16 protein-coding genes are annotated in these 21,932 nt (G+C 59.0%); 11 read left to right on the top strand and 5 right to left on the bottom strand.

Going from position 1 to position 21,932, the window contains the following annotated elements; genetic code table 11:
* Positions 1 to 46: 46 nt before the first annotated feature.
* A complete protein-coding gene (locus tag ACK3SC_RS16775; RefSeq protein WP_416841385.1) occupies positions 47 to 1,210 on the bottom strand; it encodes an NAD(P)/FAD-dependent oxidoreductase in 1,164 nt (387 codons plus the stop codon).
* A gap of 128 nt (positions 1,211 to 1,338) precedes the next feature.
* Here ACK3SC_RS16775 and ACK3SC_RS16770 point away from each other — a divergent pair, with 128 nt between their 5' ends.
* Positions 1,339 to 2,634 (top strand): aspartate aminotransferase family protein, encoded by a 1,296-nt coding sequence (locus ACK3SC_RS16770; RefSeq protein WP_416841384.1) that lies wholly within the window; start codon positions 1,339 to 1,341, stop codon positions 2,632 to 2,634.
* A gap of 361 nt (positions 2,635 to 2,995) precedes the next feature.
* Positions 2,996 to 3,772 (top strand): class I SAM-dependent methyltransferase, encoded by a 777-nt coding sequence (locus ACK3SC_RS16765; protein WP_416841383.1) that lies wholly within the window; start codon positions 2,996 to 2,998, stop codon positions 3,770 to 3,772.
* Positions 3,773 to 3,924: 152 nt separating this feature from the next.
* On the opposite strand, the gene ACK3SC_RS16760 is transcribed toward ACK3SC_RS16765, so the two are convergent.
* Together ACK3SC_RS16760 and ACK3SC_RS16755 are read right to left on the bottom strand one after the other, a co-directional pair.
* Entirely contained in the window at positions 3,925 to 4,794 is an 870-nt protein-coding gene (locus tag ACK3SC_RS16760; RefSeq protein ID WP_416841382.1) for a dimethylarginine dimethylaminohydrolase family protein, read from the bottom strand.
* A complete protein-coding gene (locus ACK3SC_RS16755; protein ID WP_416841381.1) occupies positions 4,791 to 5,270 on the bottom strand; it encodes an Lrp/AsnC family transcriptional regulator in 480 nt (159 codons plus the stop codon). Before ACK3SC_RS16755 ends, ACK3SC_RS16760 begins: the two co-directional genes overlap by 4 nt.
* A gap of 155 nt (positions 5,271 to 5,425) precedes the next feature.
* Here ACK3SC_RS16755 and ACK3SC_RS16750 point away from each other — a divergent pair, with 155 nt between their 5' ends.
* The 8 genes from ACK3SC_RS16750 (at position 5,426) to ACK3SC_RS16715 (ending at position 16,329) form a co-directional block, all read left to right on the top strand.
* Complete coding sequence (locus ACK3SC_RS16750; RefSeq protein ID WP_416841380.1) at positions 5,426 to 6,424, top strand: ABC transporter permease; 999 nt, start codon at positions 5,426 to 5,428, stop codon at positions 6,422 to 6,424.
* A complete protein-coding gene (locus ACK3SC_RS16745; protein WP_416841379.1) occupies positions 6,421 to 7,257 on the top strand; it encodes an ABC transporter permease in 837 nt (278 codons plus the stop codon). Before ACK3SC_RS16750 ends, ACK3SC_RS16745 begins: the two co-directional genes overlap by 4 nt.
* Before the next feature lie 88 nt (positions 7,258 to 7,345).
* Entirely contained in the window at positions 7,346 to 8,602 is a 1,257-nt protein-coding gene (locus ACK3SC_RS16740; protein ID WP_416841378.1) for a polyamine ABC transporter substrate-binding protein, read from the top strand.
* A 38-nt stretch (positions 8,603 to 8,640) separates the two neighbouring features.
* Positions 8,641 to 9,798: an ABC transporter ATP-binding protein gene (locus tag ACK3SC_RS16735; RefSeq protein ID WP_416841377.1), complete on the top strand. Its 1,158-nt coding sequence runs from the start codon at positions 8,641 to 8,643 to the stop codon at positions 9,796 to 9,798.
* Positions 9,799 to 9,951: 153 nt separating this feature from the next.
* Positions 9,952 to 11,793, top strand: a complete 1,842-nt coding sequence (locus tag ACK3SC_RS16730) for an aldehyde ferredoxin oxidoreductase family protein (RefSeq protein ID WP_416841376.1) — start codon at positions 9,952 to 9,954, stop codon at positions 11,791 to 11,793.
* Positions 11,794 to 11,869: 76 nt separating this feature from the next.
* The gene (locus ACK3SC_RS16725) at positions 11,870 to 13,294 is read left to right on the top strand and encodes an aldehyde dehydrogenase family protein (RefSeq protein WP_416841375.1); all 1,425 of its coding nucleotides are present in this window, start codon (positions 11,870 to 11,872) and stop codon (positions 13,292 to 13,294) included.
* Between the two features lie 144 nt (positions 13,295 to 13,438).
* Positions 13,439 to 14,890 carry a CoA-acylating methylmalonate-semialdehyde dehydrogenase gene (locus ACK3SC_RS16720; RefSeq protein WP_416841374.1) on the top strand — a complete coding sequence of 484 codons (1,452 nt, stop codon included), beginning with the start codon at positions 13,439 to 13,441 and terminating at the stop codon, positions 14,888 to 14,890.
* A 269-nt stretch (positions 14,891 to 15,159) separates the two neighbouring features.
* Positions 15,160 to 16,329 (top strand): NAD(P)/FAD-dependent oxidoreductase, encoded by a 1,170-nt coding sequence (locus ACK3SC_RS16715; RefSeq protein WP_416841373.1) that lies wholly within the window; start codon positions 15,160 to 15,162, stop codon positions 16,327 to 16,329.
* 79 nt (positions 16,330 to 16,408) lie between these two features.
* Here ACK3SC_RS16715 and ACK3SC_RS16710 read toward each other — a convergent pair whose 3' ends face one another.
* Positions 16,409 to 16,957, bottom strand: coding sequence for a hypothetical protein (locus ACK3SC_RS16710; RefSeq protein ID WP_416841372.1), 549 nt, complete (start codon positions 16,955 to 16,957; stop codon positions 16,409 to 16,411).
* Between the two features lie 519 nt (positions 16,958 to 17,476).
* On the opposite strand from ACK3SC_RS16710, the gene ACK3SC_RS16705 reads away from it, so the two are divergent.
* The gene (locus tag ACK3SC_RS16705; RefSeq protein WP_416841371.1) at positions 17,477 to 18,655 is read left to right on the top strand and encodes a M24 family metallopeptidase; all 1,179 of its coding nucleotides are present in this window, start codon (positions 17,477 to 17,479) and stop codon (positions 18,653 to 18,655) included.
* 142 nt (positions 18,656 to 18,797) lie between these two features.
* On the opposite strand, the gene ACK3SC_RS16700 is transcribed toward ACK3SC_RS16705, so the two are convergent.
* Positions 18,798 to 21,926, bottom strand: a complete 3,129-nt coding sequence (locus ACK3SC_RS16700) for an FAD-binding and (Fe-S)-binding domain-containing protein (RefSeq protein ID WP_416841370.1) — start codon at positions 21,924 to 21,926, stop codon at positions 18,798 to 18,800.
* Between the last annotated feature and the right edge of the window lie 6 nt (positions 21,927 to 21,932).

Below are 21,932 nucleotides of genomic sequence, written 5' to 3'. Positions count from 1 at the left end.
GAATACGAGGTTAAAAATCGTAAATACATATTAGAGGGCGGCTGTATCAGCGTCCGACGTCGGACGTCGTCCGTAACTCGAAATCCGATCCACTGTCGGCGAACCGGTCGAAGGAAAACGGAGCAACGTCGAACGCCGCTGGTTCGCCGGTAATGTGGCTCCGGATAGTCTCCGCAGCGATCGGTGAGGCAAGGATGCCGAGGCCGTTGAATCCGGCCGCCACGAAGATATCGCCGACACGGTCGAGAATCGGTCTCGCGTCGGGCGTCGCACTATCGACACCTGCCCACCCGTTTACTAAGCCAGCATCTTCGAACCCGCGGACCAACCCGGGGATGGTGAGTGCAACTTCCTTGACGAACGATTCGTCTGCCTGCCTGCTCACGGCCGCCGGGTCCGAGACGATGTCGTGGGACCCACCGACGAGTAAGTCGCCGTTGTGCTCCGGTCTGAAGTAGAGGTGTTCGCTGCCGACACGCCCGATTGGGAACTGGTCGTCGAGCGCCGCAGCAGGTTCGAGAACGACACACTGGGTTCGGTAGGGCCGAATTGGAAGTGGTCGACCGAGGATATCAGGCGTCGAGAACCCAGCGGCGACGACGACATTGTCGGCCTGAATCTCTCCGTCAGAGAGTTCGACCGTGTTCGGGGACACTGCGACGACCTCGTTGTCGAGTAAGAACGTCGCACCGCTGTCGCTTGCCCGTTGTTTCAGTGCGGTCGCGAGCGTGTAGGGGTCGACCCACCCAGCGTCGTCGTAGCGGACTGCACCGGCAAAGTCGTCGAGTCTGAGTCGCGGGGCCTCCGATTCGACGGCGTCGGTTTCGAGATAGGTGACCGGAAAGCCGTGGTCTGAAAGCGTCGCAGCACGTGCTCGTGCCGAGTCGACTTCCTCCTCAACGACGTAGTCGTAGCGTCGCCGTTCAGTGAATTCGAATCCGTTCGTCCCGTCGAAGGCCCGAAAGAACTCGTTGGCGTACCGTGCGACGTCGGGGTGGTCTCCGTAGAACAACGTCGGTGTGATGACACCGGCGGCCCGCCCGGTTGCACCCGCTGCAACTCCCGACTTGTCGAGGACGACCACGTCGTGGTCGGTGGCGAGTGCGTCGGCGATGGCGCAACCGATGACGCCTGCACCGACGACGACTACGTCCACTGGTTCCTGTGGAAGGGACGCGTTCGACTGGGCACTGTCGCGCGCTTCGTGCATACGCCTCGCACACTCTAGTGGACCATACACGTTACGGTGGTCTTCGGATTGCGTTGTCAATCACCGAAAGACCATCGGATATTCTGCAGTGTACAAAAGTTTATTCCGGTGGTATCCATGGGGTGTGCATGGACAGTCACTCAATCCCTCACTGGTATTCCCCGGACAGTCCGCCGATCTCCCTCGTCGACGCCGAAGATGCGACCGTGTACGACGAAGACGGGAACGCCTATCTCGATTTCATGGCGCAACTCTACTGCGTCAACGCGGGCCATTCGGACCAGCGCATCGTCGACGCGATGACTGCGCAGGCGAGTGACGTGCCATACGTCTCGTCGGCACTCGGCAACGACTCGCGAGACGAACTCGCCACCTTGCTCGCAGACCGCGCCCCCGACAACTTGACCGACGTGTTCTTCTCTGTGACGGGGAGCGAAGCGAACGAGTCTGCCATGCAAATCGCACGGGCCTATCAGGACGCTCCAAAGATTCTAACGCGATGGCGCTCGTACCACGGGTCTACCTACGGTGCGTCTGCACTGACCGGCGACCCACAGACGCGTGCCGAAGTCGAACGATACAGTGCGGTGACCGGCCACACCAAGTTCCTCCCACCACTCGACTTCGGTGGCCCGTTCAACGCCGACACACCGGAAGAACTCGCCGAACAGGCGGCCGACCACCTCGAATGGGTCATCAAGAACGAGGGGCCAGACTCCATCGCGGCGCTCATCACCGAACCAATCGCCGGCACCAGCGGTGCGTACCCTGCACCACCGGGGTACTTCGAGCGCGTGCGCGAAATCTGCGACGAGTACGATATCCTCCTCGTCTCCGACGAGGTCATCGCCGGATTTGGCCGCTGTGGTGAGTGGTTCGGTATCCAGACCGAGAACGTCCAACCAGACATGATCACCTTTGCGAAAGGAGTCACGTCGGCGTACGTTCCGCTCGGGGGCGTCATCACGAGCAGTGAGATTGCGGAGTTCCTCGACGAAGAAGGGATGCCTGTCGGGCAGACGTTCGCCGGGCACCCAGTCGCCTGTGCCGCCGGTGTCGCTGCCGTCGAGTCCTACGAAGACGGCCTCTTCGAGAACGCCCGTGACCTCGCTCCGGTCATGGAAGATGCACTCAGAGGAGTCGAAGCCGACTACGACGTCGTCGGAGACGTCCACGGCCGTGGACTCCTCTGGGGCGTGGAGTTCGCAGACCCAGAGGCGGGTGAGCACTTCTTCGACCCACGCGTCGACGAAGGAGAGAATCCCGTCGGGGCAGTCAGAAACGAAGCCAAGAAACGCGGCATCATCTTCGGGTCAGCACGGCCTGACGTCCAACTCGTCTTGTCGCCACCGCTGTGTGTCACAGAAGCAGAGATACACGAAGCAGTGTCCGTCCTTCGCGAGAGCATCGAGGCAGTCTTCTAGAGACAGACCGACTCATACCTTCGAGGAACAGCACCGATTTACGATACTCTGGGGGTGCGGAACTATCTGAGAGAGAGGTGTTACATACTCAATACAGAGGGGATATGCAGCACAATTCCAGCTTTCGGTAACGCGGGCGATAGGTGAGTCAACTCCCCAGTAGGAGTATCCGTTGAGTACCACGTTCGCGAAATGAGCGACCGACCGCAGCAAGCACCCGCTCTTGCTCTCACAGCCTCTCCCACCCTCAGCGGAGTACCGGGTACGTGTCCGATATGTCTGCCACTGATAATGCTTGTGTCACCGGTCGCTTTTGTGTAAATTCAGTGCGATATTTGCATTCGCTCTTCGCAGGTTCGGTATGGACGAACCCGACCCTCGTATCGCCAATCACTACGACGAACTCGCCGAATACTGGAGGCAAATTGCGGAGACCCCGTCGAAAGCACAACTCCTCTGGCCGTCACTCGAGGCGATGCTTCCGAGCCTCACTGGCCGTCGTGTCCTCGATGCCGGCTGTGGTTCCGGGGACTGTTCTGCGAGGCTCGTCGAACAGGGCGCAGACGTAATCGGTATCGACGTCAGTGAGCGAATGGTTCAGGTGGCGACAGAACAAGTTCCAGAAGCGAAATTCGTGCAGGGGGACCTCAGTACCGGAATCGATTTCGTTGAAGATGATAGCATCGACCTTGTCCTCTGTCAGCACGTATTTTCGCACCTCAACGACCTGACCACTCCGCTCGAAGAGTTCGCCCGGGTTCTGGTCGACGGGGGCGTCCTCGTTGTCTCTACACACAATCCAGTCCACGATTACCAGATCGTTCTGAATGAAACGTATCCGACCGTCGGCGACGAGTCAGACATTGACGCGATAGTCGAGACTGGGCCACCTGCACCGAACTACGCTGAAACGGAACGCTACGACATTGTCTGGAATCCGCACGAAGAGGCCAACCGTGCAACCTATTATCGTCGTTCTATCGAGGGTGTCATCTCGCCACTGCTCGATGCTGGGTTCGAACTACGGGAGATAACAGAACCGACCCCGGATGACGTGTTTGAGCGCGAGTATCCCGAGTTAGCTGAAGCGCTGCGGACCTTCCCACCGTCGTCGATATGTCTCCGGGCCATTCACTAGCAAGTGTCAGTTGTGTAGCACACGTCCAACATTTTCAACCCGCAACCACCTCAATTAGCACACTCTTCTGACCGACTCGCGCCATGTATTCATCTCAACCCAGTAAGCGATCAGTGTCTGGAGAGTCCGAGTGAGCTAAAATCGCAGTCAGACTACGCTCGTTCGAGTGGAATAACGAGTCCTTTGAGGCCGCCTCTGGCTTTTCTGATCTCGCGGATATCGAGGTCGATGACGTCGAAGCCACGTTGTTGCAGCGCACTCCGAGTGACGGGGTTCCCTGCAGAGATAACGACGGTTTCCTCGTCGACGACGATACAACTGGTCACCATGTTGCGTTGCTCCCGAGTTGGTACTTCGATGATTTCGATGCCACGGTCTTCGAGGAACTCCCGGAACTCAGTCGGGACTGCCTGCGGGTAGAGCAGTGCAAGGTCCGGAGCGACCATATTGAACACCAGCGCGAGGTGAGTCTGTCCCGTCGATTTGGTACTCCCGAATATTGGGACTTCGGTGATGTCGATGTCGTAGGTGTCGAGGACGCTTCGAACCTGTCGAATGCCCTCTGTGTTCGTCGTCTTCGACCGCCCGATTGCGACCGTCTCTCGGTCCAACCAGATGAGGTTACCAGCTTCGAACCTGCCCCCGGCATGGACGGTGTGGTAGATTGGAATATCCATCTCGACGAGGCGAGACGTGAGTCGATGTTCCTCACCATCTCGAATCTGGTCACTCATCCGCCCGATGACTGCGCCACCTTCGACGACAAAGCCAACGTCGCGGACGAACAGTGACTCGGCGAGTATCTGTTCTGTCTCACCGAGTTCGTAGACTTCGACACCGTGTGATTCCAGCGTCTCGACGAGTTTCTGGTGCTCTTTTGCGGCTTGTTTGAGACGAGGGAGGCCATCCCACCCCCACGCGTCAGGGTCCACGACGGACGTAAATTCGCGGCCGGGTTCGTGAACGAGCACACTCTCTAAGGTTCCAACTTCACTCCGAACGCCCGGTGAGAACTCGCTCATTGGCCGTTCAGGTCGAGGCGACCGTCCTCTTTGACAGTCCGGAGACTCACGTTCGTCGCGCTCTTTCGGACCCCCTCTGACTCACCGAGTCTCGCGAGAAAGTCCGAGAGGTCATCTGTCTCCTTGACGCGCACTTTCAAGAGGAGGTCGGCGTCGCCCGTTATCTCGTGTACTTCTTGCACCTCGCGATACTCCGCGAGGCGCTCTGCAACCTCCGAGAACCGACCGGCCATCGTCTCGACTTGAACGAACGCGACCTGGTCGATGCCGAGGAGTTTCGGGTCGAGGATTGCCCGGTACTCGCGAATGTAGCCTTGTTCTTCGAGTGACCTGACTCGCTCGTGTATCGTCGCACTCCCCATGTCGAGACGGCGGGCGATTTCCGAGAGGGCAGTTCTGCCGTCAGATTGGAGGATCTTCAAAACACTTCGGTCGACCTCATCGAGTTTGGTCGACGAGTGCTCGGTGTCAGACATGGACCTCCATTACACCTCTGCCATGAAAAACAATGCGAATACAGGCGAATATTTGGCATTTCCGTAGTTGGGCAGAGAAAACATCGGAAGAATGCCCCCCTTAGTGAAAAGTTATTTAGCCTCCTAACAACGTTGCGTGGTAGTGAGACTCTAGTATGGCAACGAACACCACGGATGTAGGGCCGGGCTTGCTCACCCGGGTCCGTCGTCACAAGTACGTCGGGTTGGTTACCAACATCCTCCCGGCAAGTTTCTGGTTGACCGTCTTCTTCCTCGCGCCGCTCGCAGTGATGCTGTACTTCAGTTTCGGTGAGCGAGGTGCGTTCGGGGAAGTGCTCCTCGGGTTCGAATATCTCGGCCTCCAGCAGTACACGACGTTCTTCATCCCAGACGGAGCAACGATCCTCGAAACGATCTGGATCAGCATCGCGTGGGCGATTGGACATTTCGTCCCGTTCGTCTCTAATCCTGCGACGACCCAGCCGACACCGTACGTCCAGTTACTCTTCAAAAGTCTCTACTTCGGAACCTTGACGACAGTCGTCTCGTTGCTCCTCGGCTACCCGATGGCGTACTACGTCGCCCGTCACGCAGATCAGCGCTGGCAGACGACGCTCATCGCCCTCATCGTTCTCCCGTACTGGGCGTCCTACCTCGTTCGCGTCTACGCAATCAAGATTCTTCTCGCAAAGAACGGCCTCATCCACAACTTGCTCGCGATGCTCGGCATCGCCAGTGACGTGCAGCTTCTGTACACGGATTTCGCCGTTCAGTTCGGTCTCGTTTACATCTGGGTTCCGTTCATGATTCTCCCCGTGTACGCGAGTCTCGAACAATTGAACCCAGAACTCAACGAAGCGGCGATGGATCTCGGGGCAGACCGACTGGACTCCTTCCGATACGTGACGCTTCCCCTGTCGATGCCGGGAGTCGTCGCCGGGAGCATCCTCGTATTCATTCCCGCAGTGGGCGCGTACGTCATTCCTGACTTACTCGGTGGTGCGAGCACGGCCACCATCGGTGAGTTCATCGCAGCACAGTTCGGGGCCGCTGGGAACTGGCCGCTCGGTTCTGCTGCGGCGTTCATCCTGATGATCATCATGTTCGGCGCACTCTGGGCGTACCAGCGCGGCACGGGAGGCGACTTCATATGAACGTCTCCAAGTTCAAAGTCTGGCGCTCCCGGTTGATGGCAAGCCACGGGAAGAAGGCGCTCGCCGCTCAGACGGGGGTCGTCTACCTGTTCCTCTACGTCCCGATTGCGGTGATGATTGCACTGTCGTTCAACGACTCGCGGACGGCTATCGTCTGGAACGGGTTCACTACCAGATGGTACGAAGCGCTCTTTAACGGAGAGGCGATCGCTCGGGTCGACCCGAATCAGGCGTGGGTTGCACTCCAGAACTCACTGATCATCGCCATCGTGACCGTCGCCGTCTCCGTGTTGTTCGGAACGATGCTCGCTCTCGCGCTCGATAGATACGTGTTCACTGGGCGAAACTTGCTCCAGGGCGTCGTCTACATGCCACTCATCATCCCGAGTATCGTGATGGGAATCTCGCTGCTGTTGTTCTTCAACATCGTTGGCATCGAACAGGGTATCGTCACGGCGATTATCGGCCACATCGCGTTCGACATCAGTTACGTCACGGTCATCGTCCTCGCACGGTTGCAGTCGTTCGACCGTACACTCGAAGAAGCGGCGATGGACCTCGGTGCGAGTGAACTCGAAACGTTCCGGTGGGTGACGATGCCACTCATCAAACCCGGCATCATCGCCGGTGCGCTCCTCGGATTCGCGATGTCGTTCGACGACTTCGTCGTGACGTTCTTCATCATCGGCAATCAGAACACGCTCCCGATCTTCTTCTTCGGGATGGTCCGACAGGGGATCTCACCGGGTGTGAACGTCATCGCGACGCTCATCCTCGTTGGAACCCTCATCGTGATTGCATTAGCGCAGAAAATTCAGGGAATCACGTGGTAAACGGAAGATTCAGACAACCACAAATATTGATCACCAAAATGTTTATGGCCCACGTCTACCATTGCCAAGAAGACTGATACCAATTACCATGAATCCTGAAGATAATTCGACTCGGCGTACGTTCCTGAAGGCCACAGGCACAGTTGGTGTCGGCGGCATCGCCGGACTTGCTGGATGTACCGGCGACGGCGGCGACAGTGACTCTGGCGGCGACAGTGGCTCCGGCGGCGACAGTGGCGGCGATGGCGGAGAAGAGACGACGGAAGAACAGAACACAGCAACTCCGCAAGAAGACCGAGGCGACGCATCGGTTCGCGAAGAGTACGGACTTCCAGAACTCGACTACCCACTGGAGGACAAACTCAACGTCTTCCAGTGGACCGACTACTGGCCGTCGGGTACCGTCGAAGTCTTCGAGAAAGCGTACGGTGTCGACGTAAGCGTCTCCAACTACGCGTCGAACGAGGAGATGTTCAACAAACTCAAAGCGGGCGGAACAGGTCAGTTCGACATCGTGTTCCCCAGCGACTATATGGTGAACATCATGGTCAGCCAGGACCTGGTTCAACCGCTCGACACGGGGAAGATTCCGCACTGGGAGAACCTCGAACCGATGTGGAGGGACGAAGCCCCGTACGACCCGGGCGAAGAACGGTACTCCGCACCGTACTTCTGGGGAACCAGCGGTGTCGCGTGGAACTCCGAGATGACGCCCGATATCGAAGGAACGCCCTCGTGGGAGGTCATGTGGGACGAGCAGTACGAAGGGCAGATGACGATGCTCAACGACATGCGCGAGACCATCGGGGCCGCGCTCAAGTATCTCGGCTACTCCCTCAACACGACCGATGAGGCAGAAATCGAGGAAGCGAAGCAGCTCCTCATGGACCAGAAGCCGCTTCTGCTCACCTACTCGTCGGTGTCACGTGCCGCAGCACTCCAGAACCAGGAAGCAAGCCCCCTTCACTGCTGGTCCGGTGACGCGTTCGTCGCATACTGGGAGCTCTACGAAGACGGAGATTCCCCGATCAGCTACGTCGTCCCACAAGAGGGTGGCGTCGTCTGGGTCGACACCGCTGTAGTCACGAAAGAGGCCAAGAGTCCGAACGCAGCGCACGCGTTCGCCAACTTCCTGCTGAACGCCAAGATGAACGCGGAGATTGCCAACTACCTCTACTACCCGACGCCGAACGCGGCGGCGAAAGAGTACGTGGACGAGGCAGCGCTGAACAACCCTGCGATTTACCCACCAGAAGACGTCTTCGAACAGCTCGAGTTCATCGAAAACGTCGGACAGGCGACGAAGCTCTACAGCGAAGCCTGGACGGAGATTCAAAACGCATAGATGACCCACAAGATACGGCTCGGAGGTGACAGCTGAGGATGTCCGATTACGACGTCCGACTCGACGGCGTCTCGAAGTATTTCGGAGATGTGACCGCCGTAGAGGACGTGAGTTTCGAGGTCGAACAGGGGAAGTTCCTCACCCTTCTCGGCCCATCAGGCTGTGGGAAGACGACGACGCTCCGCATGATTGCGGGATTCGAAACGCCCAGTGAGGGTGACGTCTACCTTCGCAACGAGCGGATAAACGACCTCCAACCCTTCGAGCGAGACACCAGTATGGTGTTTCAGTCGTACGCGCTGTTCCCCCACATGACCGTCGGAGAGAACATCGCCTTCGGGTTGCAGATGCAAGGTATTCCGGGCGAACGGACCGCCGCAGACGGAGGGTCGACCGCCACGCAGTCGTCTGGACTCGCTGGTGCGTTCAAGCGCCTCGTGAGTCGACACGGAAGCGAAGAAATCGAATCGCGCGTCCAGCGCGTTCTCGACCTGGTGGAACTACCAGAGATGGCAGACCGTGAAATCTCGGAGCTCTCTGGCGGCCAACAACAACGCATCGCGCTCGCTCGGGCACTCGTGACGGAACCGACCGTGCTTCTGCTGGACGAACCCCTCGGGGCACTCGACCTGAAGCTTCGAAAGAACATGCAAGTCGAGTTGAAAAATCTGCAGGAGGAACTCGGAATCACGTTCGTCTACGTCACACACGACCAGGAAGAGGCGCTGACGATGAGTGACGAAATCGCGGTGATGAACGGGGGACAACTCGAACAACTCGGCACCGCGACCGAAATCTACGAAGAACCCGCGTCCGAGTTCGTCGCCGACTTCATCGGGGAGACGAATCTCATCCACGGGTCGTACGCAGAAGACGCCGACGGTGCGACCATCACCGACGGGAATCTCACGTTCCGTGTGAACCCGCACGAAGAAGCATCCGGTGACGATGCGTTCGCCATCCGGCCAGAGAAGATTCGGCTCGGTGACGACGCTCGTGGACTGGACAACGAGTTCAGCGCCGAAGTCATCGACGAGATTTACAAAGGGAATCTCGGGAAGTTCGTCGTTCGACTGGAGAACGGACGCGAACTCACCGTGGACCTCCAGTTGACCGACCAGGACGACTATCTCTCCATCGGCCGCAGCATCCGAGTCGGGTGGGATGCGTCGAACGCGGTCACACTCGTCCGGTAATCGGACAACCCGTCCGCTGAAGTATCCACCACACGGCGGACACAGTCAGCAGGCACCACTTTCGTCCACTGTCGAACGTTTCTCGTCTGTCTTCGCCTATTGTCGTAGATTTTTCGGAAAATTATAAGGTAAGTCTGTTCGAACCGTGCGTGTATGTCACAACGTGTCGTGCAGACAGACGAGGTGCAAGCGCTCACCCACCTTCTCCGTGTGAACCTCACAGACCGAACAGTGGAGACCGAGACAGTCCCGCAGGAGTATCGGGACCGGTTCATCGCTGGGAAGGGTCTCGGTGCTGCGCTTCTCCTCGACGAACTCGACCCGGATACTGACCCACTCTCACCGGAGAACGTCCTCATCTTCTCGTTCGGGCCACTCTCCGGCTTTGCACCCGGGACGTCCCGCTACGCGGCGATTACAAAATCGCCCCTCACTGGAACCTTTGTAGACTCGTACTCTGGGGGGCATTTCCCGGCGCGCTTCAGGTGGGCACTCCCATCCTATCTTGGGATGGTCGTCGAAGGGAAGGCCGAGTCCCCGGTCTATCTCGACGTCTCTGGCGAGGACGTGACGATCGAGGATGCCAGTCATCTCTGGGGAATGAAGACGGACGAGACTGCCAGACAGTTCGAGGGCAGAGAGACCAAAACAGCCGCCATTGGCCCTGCTGGAGAGAACCTCGTTCGCTACGCGACGATTTCGAGTGACGAGGGCACCCACCACGCAGGCCGTGGGGGCGTGGGTGCAGTCATGGGGTCGAAGAACCTCAAAGCCGTCGTCGCGTCCGCCGACAGCCCGCCGAAGTCCGACACCCAAGAACTCCGAATCAAGCACACCCAACGACTCGGGACGGACAACGAAGTCGCGTGGGCCCGCGACGGCGGGACCCAACTCATCCCAGACTGGACGCAGGAAATCGGTGCGTTGCCGACTCACAACTGGACGAAAGGGACGGTCCCAGACGTCGAAGACATCAACATCGACGCGTTCAGCGTCGGCCATCAGACGACCGACTCGTGTTACGGCTGTCCGGTCGCGTGTGGCCACGTCGTCGATTTCTCGGGTGCCGATGTCGAAGGCGCAGCGTTCCCAGACGCACACGTCGACTGGGGGCCGGAGTACGAAACCATCGGCATGATGGGGTCGAACACGGACATCACGGACGTTACCGGAATCACGGAACTCGCCCACCGGGCCGACACGCTCGGGATGGACACCATCAGCCTCGGCAACGTCATCTCGTTCGCGATGGAGTGTGTCGAAGCGGGCATCATCGACTACGACCTCTCGTGGGGCGACGCCCGAGCGGCCGCCCAACTCATCGAGGACATCTCGTCACGAGACAACGAAGTTGGCGACCTCCTCGCAGAAGGAACGAAACTCGCCGCCGAAAAACTCGACGACGACCACGCCCGGGAGGCTGCTGTGCAGGTCAAAGGGATGGAACTGCCAGCCTACGAACCCCGTGCCTCGTTCGGGATGGCCCTCGCGTACGCGACGAGTGACCGAGGTGGCTGCCACCAGCGTGCGTGGCCGATCGGAAGTGACGCCATGGGCGGAAGCCGTGACCCATTCGGAACCGACGGTATGGCAGACGCAGTCATCGAAGACCAGGACGAAAACGCGCTGACGTTCAGCATGGTCACCTGTGACTTCACGGCGTACAACTACGAACGAGTAGCAGAGTGGCTGAACGAACTCGGCTACGAGGTGACAGTCGACGACCTCGAAACCGTTGGAGAACGGGCGTGGACGATGACCCGCCTCTTCAACGTGCGAGAAGGGTTCGGCCGCGACGAAGACGAGATGCCGAGTCGGTTCACCGAACCGCTCGAAGCAGGCGGTCCCGCCGACGGAAACCGCATCACAGAAGAGGAGTTCGCGACGATGCTCGACGACTACTACGAGAAACGTGGCTACACGTCCGACGGCGTGCCCACAGACGAGTTACTCGCGCGCCTCGATATCCAGGACTTCGCTCAGACAGCACAGTAGCCGAAGTCTTTTCAGTTTTTGTCTGAATACTCAGAAAGATTTTTGCCAGGCCTCCCCATCTGTGTGAGTAACTCACATGAGACAGCTTTACATCGATGGCGAGTGGGTCGATTCCACGGGAGACGAGGGTATCGACGTAGACTCGCCGGTGACAGGGGAGGTGATCGACACCGTTCCGGCCGGCACTGCCGACGACGTACGGCGTGCGGTCGAGGCGGCACGGCGCTCCCAGCGAGCGCTCGAAGAGATGACGGCGTTCGAGCGTGCAGCAGTGCTCGACGAAGTGACGGAGTATTTCGTCGAACACGAAGACGAAATCGCGGCCGGAATCGTCCGCGAAGAAGGGAAACCGCTCCACGAAGCGTACGACGAGACAGAGTACGTCATCAACTCCAGTGATGACTACGGCCACGACGCAATTCGACTCTTCGGAGACGTCGTCCCATCTGAACATCGTGGTCGCTTCGCCTACACGCAACGCGAACCGTACGGCGTGTGCGCGGTCATCAGTCCGTGGAACTTCCCACTCGAAGTGCCGGGTGGAAGTATCTACGCCGCAATCGCGACGGCGAACCCAGTCGTCTTCAAACCCGCAGAGGAGACACCACTGACAGCGTACCATATCGCAAAGGCGTTCGCCCAATCCAGTCTCCCAGACGGCGCGTTCAACCTCGTCACCGGGGCGGGCGAGACTGGACAGTCGCTCGTCGAACACAACGATGTTCGTCTCATCGCATTCACCGGGAGTACTGAAGTTGGCCAACAGATTGCAAAGACCGCTGCCGGGCGAAACGCGCAGTGCCTGCTCGAGATGGGGGGCAAAGACCCCATCATCGTCCTTGACGACGCCGATATCGACCACGCGGCGGAGTCCATCGTCGTCGGGAGCAACTGGAACGCTGGGCAAGTGTGCTGTGGAACAGAGCGTGTAATCGTCACAGATGGAGTCCACGACGAACTGGTCGACGCCGTCGTCGAGAAGACAGAAGAACTCGTTCTGGGCGACCCGTTCGAAGAGGGCGTCGACATGGGGCCGATGGTCTCCGAACGGATACAATCGAAGGCCACAGAGCACGTCGACGACGCCGTCACCAAGGGTGCAAGACTCCGAACCGGCGGTGACACTGATGGGCTCTACTTCGACCCAGCAGTCCTCGAAGGCGTCACCGAAGAGATGGCAGTCGCCGAAGAAGAGACGTTCGGGCCGATTACACCGGTCATTCGAGCGGCCGACTACGACGAAGCCATCGAAATCGCAAACCGGTCGCGATACGGCCTCCAGGCCGCTATCTTCACTGACTCGCTCGAACTGGCACACGACGCCGCAAATCGGTTGAAAGCGGGTGGTGTCTTCATCAACGAGACGAACAACTACTGGGAACGACTCCTGCCGTTCGGTGGATACGGCGAAAGCGGGTCCGGTGGCCGCTACGGCAGCAAGTGGCACCTCGAATCGATGACCCAGATCAAATCGGTCATGATGAACTATACTGACTACTGACATGGTGTGGACCGCGAACTCGATGAAGAACGTTGCACACGACACGGGGGCGAACAGACCATCGTCGATTCGCGACACGGTTCGGGGTATCGACCAGATACAGACTCGACGTATCGACAGCCAAGCAGACGAATTCCGACACAGATGACCAGAGAACTACAGAACTACATCGATGGCCACTGGACGCCAGCGTCCGGCCCGGCCGGAGAACCGGTACAGAACCCAGCGAACGGCGAAACCGTTGCGACGATCGACTATTCGACGCCTGAAGACGTAGACGAGGCCGTACAGGCCGGACAGTCCGCCTTCGAGGAGTGGCGGAGCACACCTGTCGAACAGCGGATTCAACCGATGTTCGAACTCAAGAACCTCCTCGAAGAACACCAGGACGAACTCGCGGAGGCACTGGTCGAAGAACACGGCAAGACGTTCAAGGAGGCGAAAGGTGAACTCCGCCGTGGTATCGAGAACGTCGAAGTCGCCTGTGGCATCCCGTCGATGATGCAGGCCGGCCACCTCCCGAACGCAGCACCTGAAATCGACGAAACTGCCGTCAGAAAACCACTCGGTGTCTTCGCGGCCGTCACGCCGTTCAACTTCCCCGGCATGATTCCGCTGTGGTTCCTCCCGTACGCCGTCGCCACGGGCAACGCATTCATCCTGAAACCGAGCGAGAAGACGCCAGTCACCGCCCAGCGCATCGTCGAACTCGTCGACGAGGCAGGATTCCCAGACGGCATCATCCAACTCGTCAACGGTGACGCAGACGCCGTCAACGCGCTCATCGAACACCCCGGCGTCGAGGGAATCTCGTTCGTCGGCAGTACGCCAGTCGCGAAATACGTCTACGAATCCGCGGCGAAGCACGGCAAACGCGTCCAGGCACAGGGGGGTGCGAAAAACCACATCGTGGTCGCAGCGAGCGCCGACTTAGAGTTCGCCGCCGAACAGACGCTCGGGTCCGCATTTGCAAACACCGGCCAACGATGTCTCGCGAATCCCGTCGCCGTCGTCGAGAGCGCGGTTTACGACGAGTTCGCAGACAAACTCGTCGAAAAAGCACGTGAGATGACCGTCGCAGATGGCCTCAGCGACGACGTAGATATGGGCCCACTCATCTCCGGTCCGCATCGTGACAACGTCCTCGACTACATCGAGACTGGCGTCGATGAGGGGGCAGACGTGCTGTTAGACGGGCGGGAGATAGAGGTTCCCGCCGAAGGGAGTTTCCTTGGACCGACCATCTTCGGGGCTGTCGACCCAGACGCGACCATCGCTCGCGAAGAGATTTTCGGGCCGGTCCTCGCGCTCATCGAAGCAGACGACTTCGACGACGCCATCGACCTGGTCAACCGAAGTGACTTCGGCAACGCGTCGAGTCTGTTCACTGACCGTGGCAGCGACGCGAAGCGCTTCCGACACGAAGTCGAAGCGGGGAACCTCGCGGTCAACGCAGGCACCGCCGCACCGATGGCGTTCTTCCACTTCGGCGGGTGGAAAGATTCGTTCTTCGGCGACTTACACGCCCAGGGCGAAGATATGATTCACTTCTACACAGACAAGGCGATTTACATCGAGCGCTGGCCGGACGCCTGAAGCATCGTTCGGGCAATCGACCATCATTTTCGTCTTTCGAACAGTGTGGACAGCGTCAGCGATTCAAGCGGGGCTCCAATTCTTCGAAGAAGCTCGGTTTCAGTATCATCCATCTCATTACAACTTTGGTCTTCGGTTCCCGTGTGGAGAGGGTATAATTACCCGACTGAACGGAGAAGTTTGGGAGGAATACGCTAGACAAGACAATTGATAAGTAGGGTGTGAAGAGATACCATGAAACGGTAACTATCGGGTTGGGAAGCGAATCCATGACACACGCGACGATTATCGGGGCAGGTGCGATTGGCGTCAGCGCCGCGTACCACCTCACAGAACGAGGTGTAGACGTAACGCTACTCGACAAGGGCCACGCTGCGGGAGAGACGACGGGAAAAGCAGGGGGACTCATCTTCACCCAACTGCACGAGCCCACAGACGTTCGGGCGATGAAGTACAGTCTCGACTTCTTCCGTGAACTCTCTGCGTCGGACAACCACTTCACGTATCACGAAGTGGGATTCCTCCGGACCGGGACTGAATCTGAACGGTCGACGTTCGAAGCTGAGGTGTCGATGCAGCGTCGAGAAGGCGCAAATGTTCGCCTAGTCGACCCCGACGAGATTCAGGAAATCTATCCATCGTTTTCTATCGACGGGGTCACGGTCGGAACCTACGCCCCTGAAGACGGGTATGCGGACCCACACACGTTCACGACAGCACTCCTCGACGAAGCGAAATCGAACGGTATCGACTACAGACCCGGGACGATGGTGACGGGAATCGACCGTTCGTCGCCACCAACCGTCGAAACCGAGGCAGGGGCGGTTCAGACTGATGTCGTCGTCATCGCCGCAGGCCCATGGACATCTCGCGTCGCGAAGTTAGCAGACATCGAGGTGCCAGTGAAACCGTATCGCGCACAGGCGCTCGTGACGACCCCCGTCGACTTCGAAATCGGAACGGTGTACGACGCACACGAGGGAGTCTACTTCCGGTCGGAACAGAGCGGTGGACTCCTCGTCGGTGATGGGACCGAAGAAGTGGAGTCTGACCCAGATGCCTACACACAGACGGCTGATTTCGATTTCCTCGTCGAAACGAGCGACGTCGTCGAGCGAGGGTTACCAGTCGAGGACGTCGGCATCCAAAACGCGTGGGCTGGGCTCTGTACAGCGACCCCCGACGGGAAACCGCTTGTTGGGCGACCACCGGACGAACCTGGTGGGGAGTCAGGACCGAACAACATCGTCCTCGCGGCAGGGTTACAGGGACACGGGTTCATGCGGTCACCCGCAGTCGGCAAAGCCGTTGCAGCTGTTGTCTGCGACGAGGAACACGACTACCCGGAGTGGAGTCCCCGCAGGTTCGACGACCACCCCGGTGACTTCGATATCAACGAGATGTTGAAACTCGACGGCAAGAATCCCACCCTCGGCTGAAGGAGAGCTTCGAGATACTGCACAGCGAGTCGACCGAGCCAGTTCGTATCGTAGTTCGCGCTTGCCTGGTGAGTCATCATCACGACAGTACGGCACGAACGCCACCGATGACGAGCCGGTCGAGTGCGCGGGTCGCCGCCCCGAACGAGACGAAGAAGAGAATCATCACGAGGAATCCCACGATATCGAACGCACCGGTGTCGAGCGTTCCGACCATCCGAATCAGGCCGATTCCTGCCGCCACGGCAGGTTCGAACGACCACACCGCGACGACGCCGCCGACGAGAACGACCACGAGGTAGAAGACTGCACGCGACGCAGACGGGACACCGGCCTGTCTGGTTTGCTCTTCTGTGCTCTGACGAGAGCCGAATCCGGCGGCGGCGAACTGTCGACGAACCACGTCGAGTAGTGTCACCACGAGGATGAACCAAAGGAATCCAGCGAGACCAAATCCGATAGCCGAGGGCGACAGGCCAGTGATGGACGAAAACACGTCGACGATCGTCGGCGTCGCTCGAGTGACGAAGATGTAGAATACGACGAAACTCAGTACCGAATCGATTGGACCGTATGCTGGGAACACCACATCAGTTCGGTGTGACCCAGCGTCAGCATAATATCCCATAACCAGAGAAACGTTCGAGAAGCTATTGAAGAGAGAGCAAGCTTGTCAAGTGGTGAGAGACGGGATACGAAAGAGACTGCTGGCCGAAGACCACACAGAAACGGTCTGGTCTGGCTCCGACGTGTTCTCTCTGAGATACATTGATAATATTCATTACATATTTGCCATCATATATTTTTCCAGATAAGTCACCAAGACAATAAGAAATCTGGGCGAATGTTTTTCCCACGGTTTATTTGAAAAATCTGTTCGAACTTTCACAGATTAAGTGTAGTCTCTCGATTGAATCACTGTATTCCACTGCTCGACTCACTTTTCCTATCGAACAGCATGCACGTATGCCACAGTATCTCATGAAAATTAGTATTAAATATTCCAGACATTACTGACACAAGTGAGCGAGAGCATTGACGAGAGTGCCCTGTACGGGTTTCGCGTGGGGGCCGGTACACAGTTATCGTCGTCGTAGTACACAAAAATTTTTTACAGTGGGTTGACGACTATCTGGTAGAAGTTAGCATGCCAAGCGCCGTCTTCGAGAGCAGCGAGTACGAAAGACGCATCGCCCGAACGAAAGAACGGATGGCAGAACGAGGGCTAGACGCACTGTTCGTGAGCGACCCAGCGAACATGAACTATCTCACTGGCTACGACGGGTGGTCGTTCTACGTCCACCAGGGCGTCGTGGTCACACAGGACCGAGACGAACCCGTGTGGGTCGGTCGCGACATGGACGCCAATGGAGCACGTGCAACCACCAGCCTCAGTGAAGAGAGTATCCTCCCGTACAGCGACGACCACGTCCAGTCACCACATGATTTACACCCGATGGACTTCGTCGCGGCAGTGCTCGAAGACCTCGGAGTGTCTGACGGTCGTATCGGCCTCGAGATGGACGCTTACTACTTCACAGCGAAGTCGTACACGCGTCTACAACAGAACCTCCCCGAAGCCGAGTTCGAGGACACGACGCTCCTCGTGAACTGGGTCCGAATCAAGAAGTCGGACGCAGAACTCGAATACATGCGACAGGCCGCACGCATCTCCGAAAACGCAATGGATGCCGGTCTGGAGACGATTGCAGAGGGCGTCCCAGAGTACGAAGCGGCCGAAGCCATCTACTCGGCACTCATCGACGGCACCGACGAGTACGGTGGCGACTATCCATCTATCGTCCCGCTGATGCCGTCGGGTGACCACACCGGAACGCCACATCTCACGTGGACGGACCGCCGATTCGAAAACGGCGACCCAGTCATCATCGAACTCTCTGGTTGTCGGCACCGGTATCACTCACCGTTGGCCCGAACGACGTACGTCGGAGACCCACCGAGTGAGATGGAGGACCGAGCCGAAATCGTCGTCGAAGGCATCGAGGCGGCGCTGGACGTCGCCGAACCGGGAGTCACCGCCGAAGCAGTCGAAAAAGCCTGGCGAGACACCATCGCGAAGTACGACATCGAGAAGAAAGACCGCATCGGCTACTCGATGGGGCTGGGCTATCCCCCGGACTGGGGCGAACACACGGCGAGTCTCCGTCCCGGCGACGAGACGGTGCTCGAAGAGAACATGACCTTCCACATGATTCCCGGCCTCTGGTTCGACGACTTCGGTGTCGAACTGAGCGAAACGTTCGTCGTCACGTCGAACGGTGCAGAGACGCTCGCGAACTTCCCACGCGAACTGTTCAGCACCTAAGACCCGCAAATTCAGCGCCGTCAACTCGGGTTTCTCATACCCCATTACTCCATTTCTGAGACTACACACAGACCACCTCCGCGACGAGCGGCGCACGCAACAGGCCGAGGATATCAACCGTCGACGGAGAGAAAGCTGGCGGTCAGTGCGTGAGCGCGTCGTCCAGTTTCTCGATGGGGTGCGGTGGTTCTGTCGCGGACGCTGTTCGGGCTTCGAGTTGCGTCCGACACGATGCGCCGGGGGCGACGACGACATCCCCGTCACTGTCTTCGACTTGCCCGAAGAGAATCTCGCCGATTGCCTTGCTCATCGAGTAATGCTCGGCTTCGTAGCCGAACGACCCGGCCATCCCACAGCAACCCGAATCGAGCGGGTCGACGTCGTATCCGGCACGCCGAAGGACGCCGACAGCGTGGTGGTCTTTCCGAGTCGCCTTCTGGTGACAGTGGCCGTGATAGGTGAGATGTTCGGACGGGGACGACAGCGAAAGGTGCTCGTCGAGACGCTTCGAGTCGAGATACTCCATGATTCCGTAGGTGTTCGTCGCTACTGCGTCGACCATCTGGGAACTGACAGCGTGGTCGTTAGCTGCCTCTGACTCGGTGCCGCCGCCGAGCAGGTCGCGGTAGTCGGACTGAAGCATCACGGCATCGGATGGTTCCACGAGGACGACGTCCCATCCATCCGCAATTTTCGGAGCGAGTGCAGCGACGTTTGTCGCAGCGCGGTCACGAGAGCGGTCGATGAACCCCTTCGAGTGTGCGGGCCGGCCCGTCGACGTGACGTCGTCGGGAATCGAGACGTGAACGCCCGCCGCTTCGAGGACCCGAACTGCGGCTTTGCCTGCCGCCGGGTGGATGTAGTTCGTGTAGGTGTCGGGGAACAAGAGCACCCTGTGGTCGGCTTCGGACACCGAGACGCGACACCCACCACGTTGTTCGAACCAGTCTTCGAACGGCTGTCGATGGAACGTCGGGAGCGACCGCTCACTCGCAATGCCGAGCACACGTTCGGTGACGAATCCAGCCCCCGGAAGTTTCGCCGCCCAGTTAGACAGCGGAGCGAGACGTGAGCCCAGTTCGTTGAGTCTGTCTATCTCGGCGAACAGGAGTGACCGGACGCTCGCACCGTGGGACTCGTGGTGCGCGTGTTCGACTTCGGCTTTGAGTTTGGCCATATCGACCTCACTCGGGCAGTCGTGTTTACAGCCCTTACAGCCAATACAGAGGTCGAGAACCTCGCGCATGAACTCCACGTCGTGAGCGTCTTCATCGAGGTCACCATTCATGGCGTGCCGAAGCATGTTCGCACGGCCACGGGTGGAGAGGCTCTCTTCTTCGGCGGCACGATACGTCGGGCACATCACACCGCCACGAGTGTCCTGATCGCCGCGACAGCCAGCGCACCCGTGACAGAGTTCGACCATCCCCTGGAATCCGTTGTCGGTTTCCCACTGGAGTTCGGGGTCGAACGACGGAGAGAACTCGTACGATGGGTCGAATCGCAGATTCTCCGTCATCGAAACGTCGCCACAGACCTGTCCCGGGTTCAGGAGCCAGTCGGGGTCGAACGCAGTCTTCAGGTCGCGGAAGACGTTCCAGAGGCGGTCGCCGTACAGTTTGCGATTCCACTGGGTTCGAGCGCGGCCGTCACCGTGTTCGCCAGACACAGACCCACCGACGTCGACGACGAAGTCGGTTATCTCGTCGGCGATGGTTTCGAACGAGTCGAGGCCATCGACCGTCTTCGTGTTCACGAGTGGCCGAACGTGGAGCACGCCCGGGCCGGCGTGAGCGTAGAAACTCGTGTTCGCGTCGTGGTCGTCGATGACTTCACGAAAGCGTTCGACGTACGCTGGTAACTGTTCGGCTGGCACCGCACAGTCTTCGATAAACGAGATGTGTTTCTCGTCGGTCGTTCGAGAGAGGAGAATCGGGGCAGCGGCCTTCCGCATCTTCCACAGTCCAGTACGGGCCTCCGGGTCGTGCGCTTCGAGCGCCTCGAACGCGCGGGCATCCGCTGCTGGTTCGACGTCGTCTGAAGGCGCAACTTCGGGCGTTACTGAAGGGGCGCGTTCGCCCAGGAGGTCGGCGACTTTCTGTCGGCCATCGTCGTCTGACTCGGCGTAGAATTCCACGAGAAGGGCACCGCGTGTTCCCTCTGGAAGGGATGCAGCGACATCGCGGAACTCTGCCGTCTCGAGTGCGAGGTCGATGAGAACGTCGTCGATAAGTTCGACCGCCGCCGGGTCGTGTTCGAGTATCGGCGCGACGTCGGCGGCGGCGTCGAACACGTCTTCGTACGTGAGCAACGCCACGGCTTTGGTCTCCGGAATCGGTTCGAGTGAGACGGTCGCTTCGGTGATGACTGCGAGCGTCCCCTCACTCCCAGCCAGTAACCGTGCGAGATTGACGCTCCCCGGTTCACTCTCCGGGTCGATTGCTGATCCGTCTGCAGTTGGTCGCGCTCCCCGGTACTCGGCAACCAAATTATCCAGATTATAGCCGGAGACGTTCCGTTTCAGGTCGGGATAGCGAGCGTCGATTTCGTCCGCCTCCTCGTCGATAATTCGGACGACTTCAGCGTAGAGTCGCGGGAGGAGTGGACTGGGTGGGCCGTCTGCCCCCCACGCTTCAGCGTCGGGGTCTGTTTTCGACCTGAGTTCGTCGACTGCGATATCTCCGAACCGGTGGACCGTCCCGTCAGCGAGGACGACTTCACAGGCTTCGACGTAGTAGTCGGTCTTTCCGTAGACCAACGAGTGCGCACCGGTCGAATTGTTGCCGATTGCGCCACCGATGACGCTCCGGTCACCCGCGGCAGGGTCGGGACCAAATTTGAGTCCGTGTTCTGCGGCGGCGGCGTTCAACGATGCGAGGACGGTTCCTGCTTCGGCTGTTGCCGTGTTTGTGTCCGGGTCGACTGCCACCACGTCGTCCATGTGTCGTGAGAAATCGAGGACGACAGCCTCGTTGACGGCTTGCCCTGCAAGACTCGTTCCACCACCACGCGGCAACACCGGAATCTCGCGGTCCGCGCAGTAGGAGACGACGTTTGCAACGTCGTCAGTCGACGTCGGCATGACGACACCGATGGGCAGCACTTCGTACGACGACGCGTCGGTCGCGTACAGCTGGCGGGTGTACTCGTCGAACCGAACGTCACCGTCGACGAGTTGCGTGAGGTCGGAGACGAGTCCGCTGCGTCTGGTGTCACCACCGACGTAGTCGTAGTCGGTTCGTGGGTCGTCGGTCGGGTTCTGCGAAGCCATCAGCGA

Source organism: Haloferax sp. DFSO52, assembly GCF_048158745.1.
GTDB lineage: Archaea > Halobacteriota > Halobacteria > Halobacteriales > Haloferacaceae > Haloferax.
The sequence above is the reverse complement of the archived record's forward strand: the minus strand, read 5'-3'. Positions and strand labels throughout refer to the sequence as shown.

Coding starts and splice junctions, on each gene's coding strand:
- ACK3SC_RS16775 (WP_416841385.1), bottom strand. CDS start 1,210: ATGCACGAAGCGCGCGACAGTGCCCAGTCGAACGCGTCCCTTCCACAG.
- ACK3SC_RS16770 (WP_416841384.1), top strand. CDS start 1,339: ATGGACAGTCACTCAATCCCTCACTGGTATTCCCCGGACAGTCCGCCG.
- ACK3SC_RS16765 (WP_416841383.1), top strand. CDS start 2,996: ATGGACGAACCCGACCCTCGTATCGCCAATCACTACGACGAACTCGCC.
- ACK3SC_RS16760 (WP_416841382.1), bottom strand. CDS start 4,794: ATGAGCGAGTTCTCACCGGGCGTTCGGAGTGAAGTTGGAACCTTAGAG.
- ACK3SC_RS16755 (WP_416841381.1), bottom strand. CDS start 5,270: ATGTCTGACACCGAGCACTCGTCGACCAAACTCGATGAGGTCGACCGA.
- ACK3SC_RS16750 (WP_416841380.1), top strand. CDS start 5,426: ATGGCAACGAACACCACGGATGTAGGGCCGGGCTTGCTCACCCGGGTC.
- ACK3SC_RS16745 (WP_416841379.1), top strand. CDS start 6,421: ATGAACGTCTCCAAGTTCAAAGTCTGGCGCTCCCGGTTGATGGCAAGC.
- ACK3SC_RS16740 (WP_416841378.1), top strand. CDS start 7,346: ATGAATCCTGAAGATAATTCGACTCGGCGTACGTTCCTGAAGGCCACA.
- ACK3SC_RS16735 (WP_416841377.1), top strand. CDS start 8,641: ATGTCCGATTACGACGTCCGACTCGACGGCGTCTCGAAGTATTTCGGA.
- ACK3SC_RS16730 (WP_416841376.1), top strand. CDS start 9,952: ATGTCACAACGTGTCGTGCAGACAGACGAGGTGCAAGCGCTCACCCAC.
- ACK3SC_RS16725 (WP_416841375.1), top strand. CDS start 11,870: ATGAGACAGCTTTACATCGATGGCGAGTGGGTCGATTCCACGGGAGAC.
- ACK3SC_RS16720 (WP_416841374.1), top strand. CDS start 13,439: ATGACCAGAGAACTACAGAACTACATCGATGGCCACTGGACGCCAGCG.
- ACK3SC_RS16715 (WP_416841373.1), top strand. CDS start 15,160: ATGACACACGCGACGATTATCGGGGCAGGTGCGATTGGCGTCAGCGCC.
- ACK3SC_RS16710 (WP_416841372.1), bottom strand. CDS start 16,957: ATGGGATATTATGCTGACGCTGGGTCACACCGAACTGATGTGGTGTTC.
- ACK3SC_RS16705 (WP_416841371.1), top strand. CDS start 17,477: ATGCCAAGCGCCGTCTTCGAGAGCAGCGAGTACGAAAGACGCATCGCC.
- ACK3SC_RS16700 (WP_416841370.1), bottom strand. CDS start 21,926: ATGGCTTCGCAGAACCCGACCGACGACCCACGAACCGACTACGACTAC.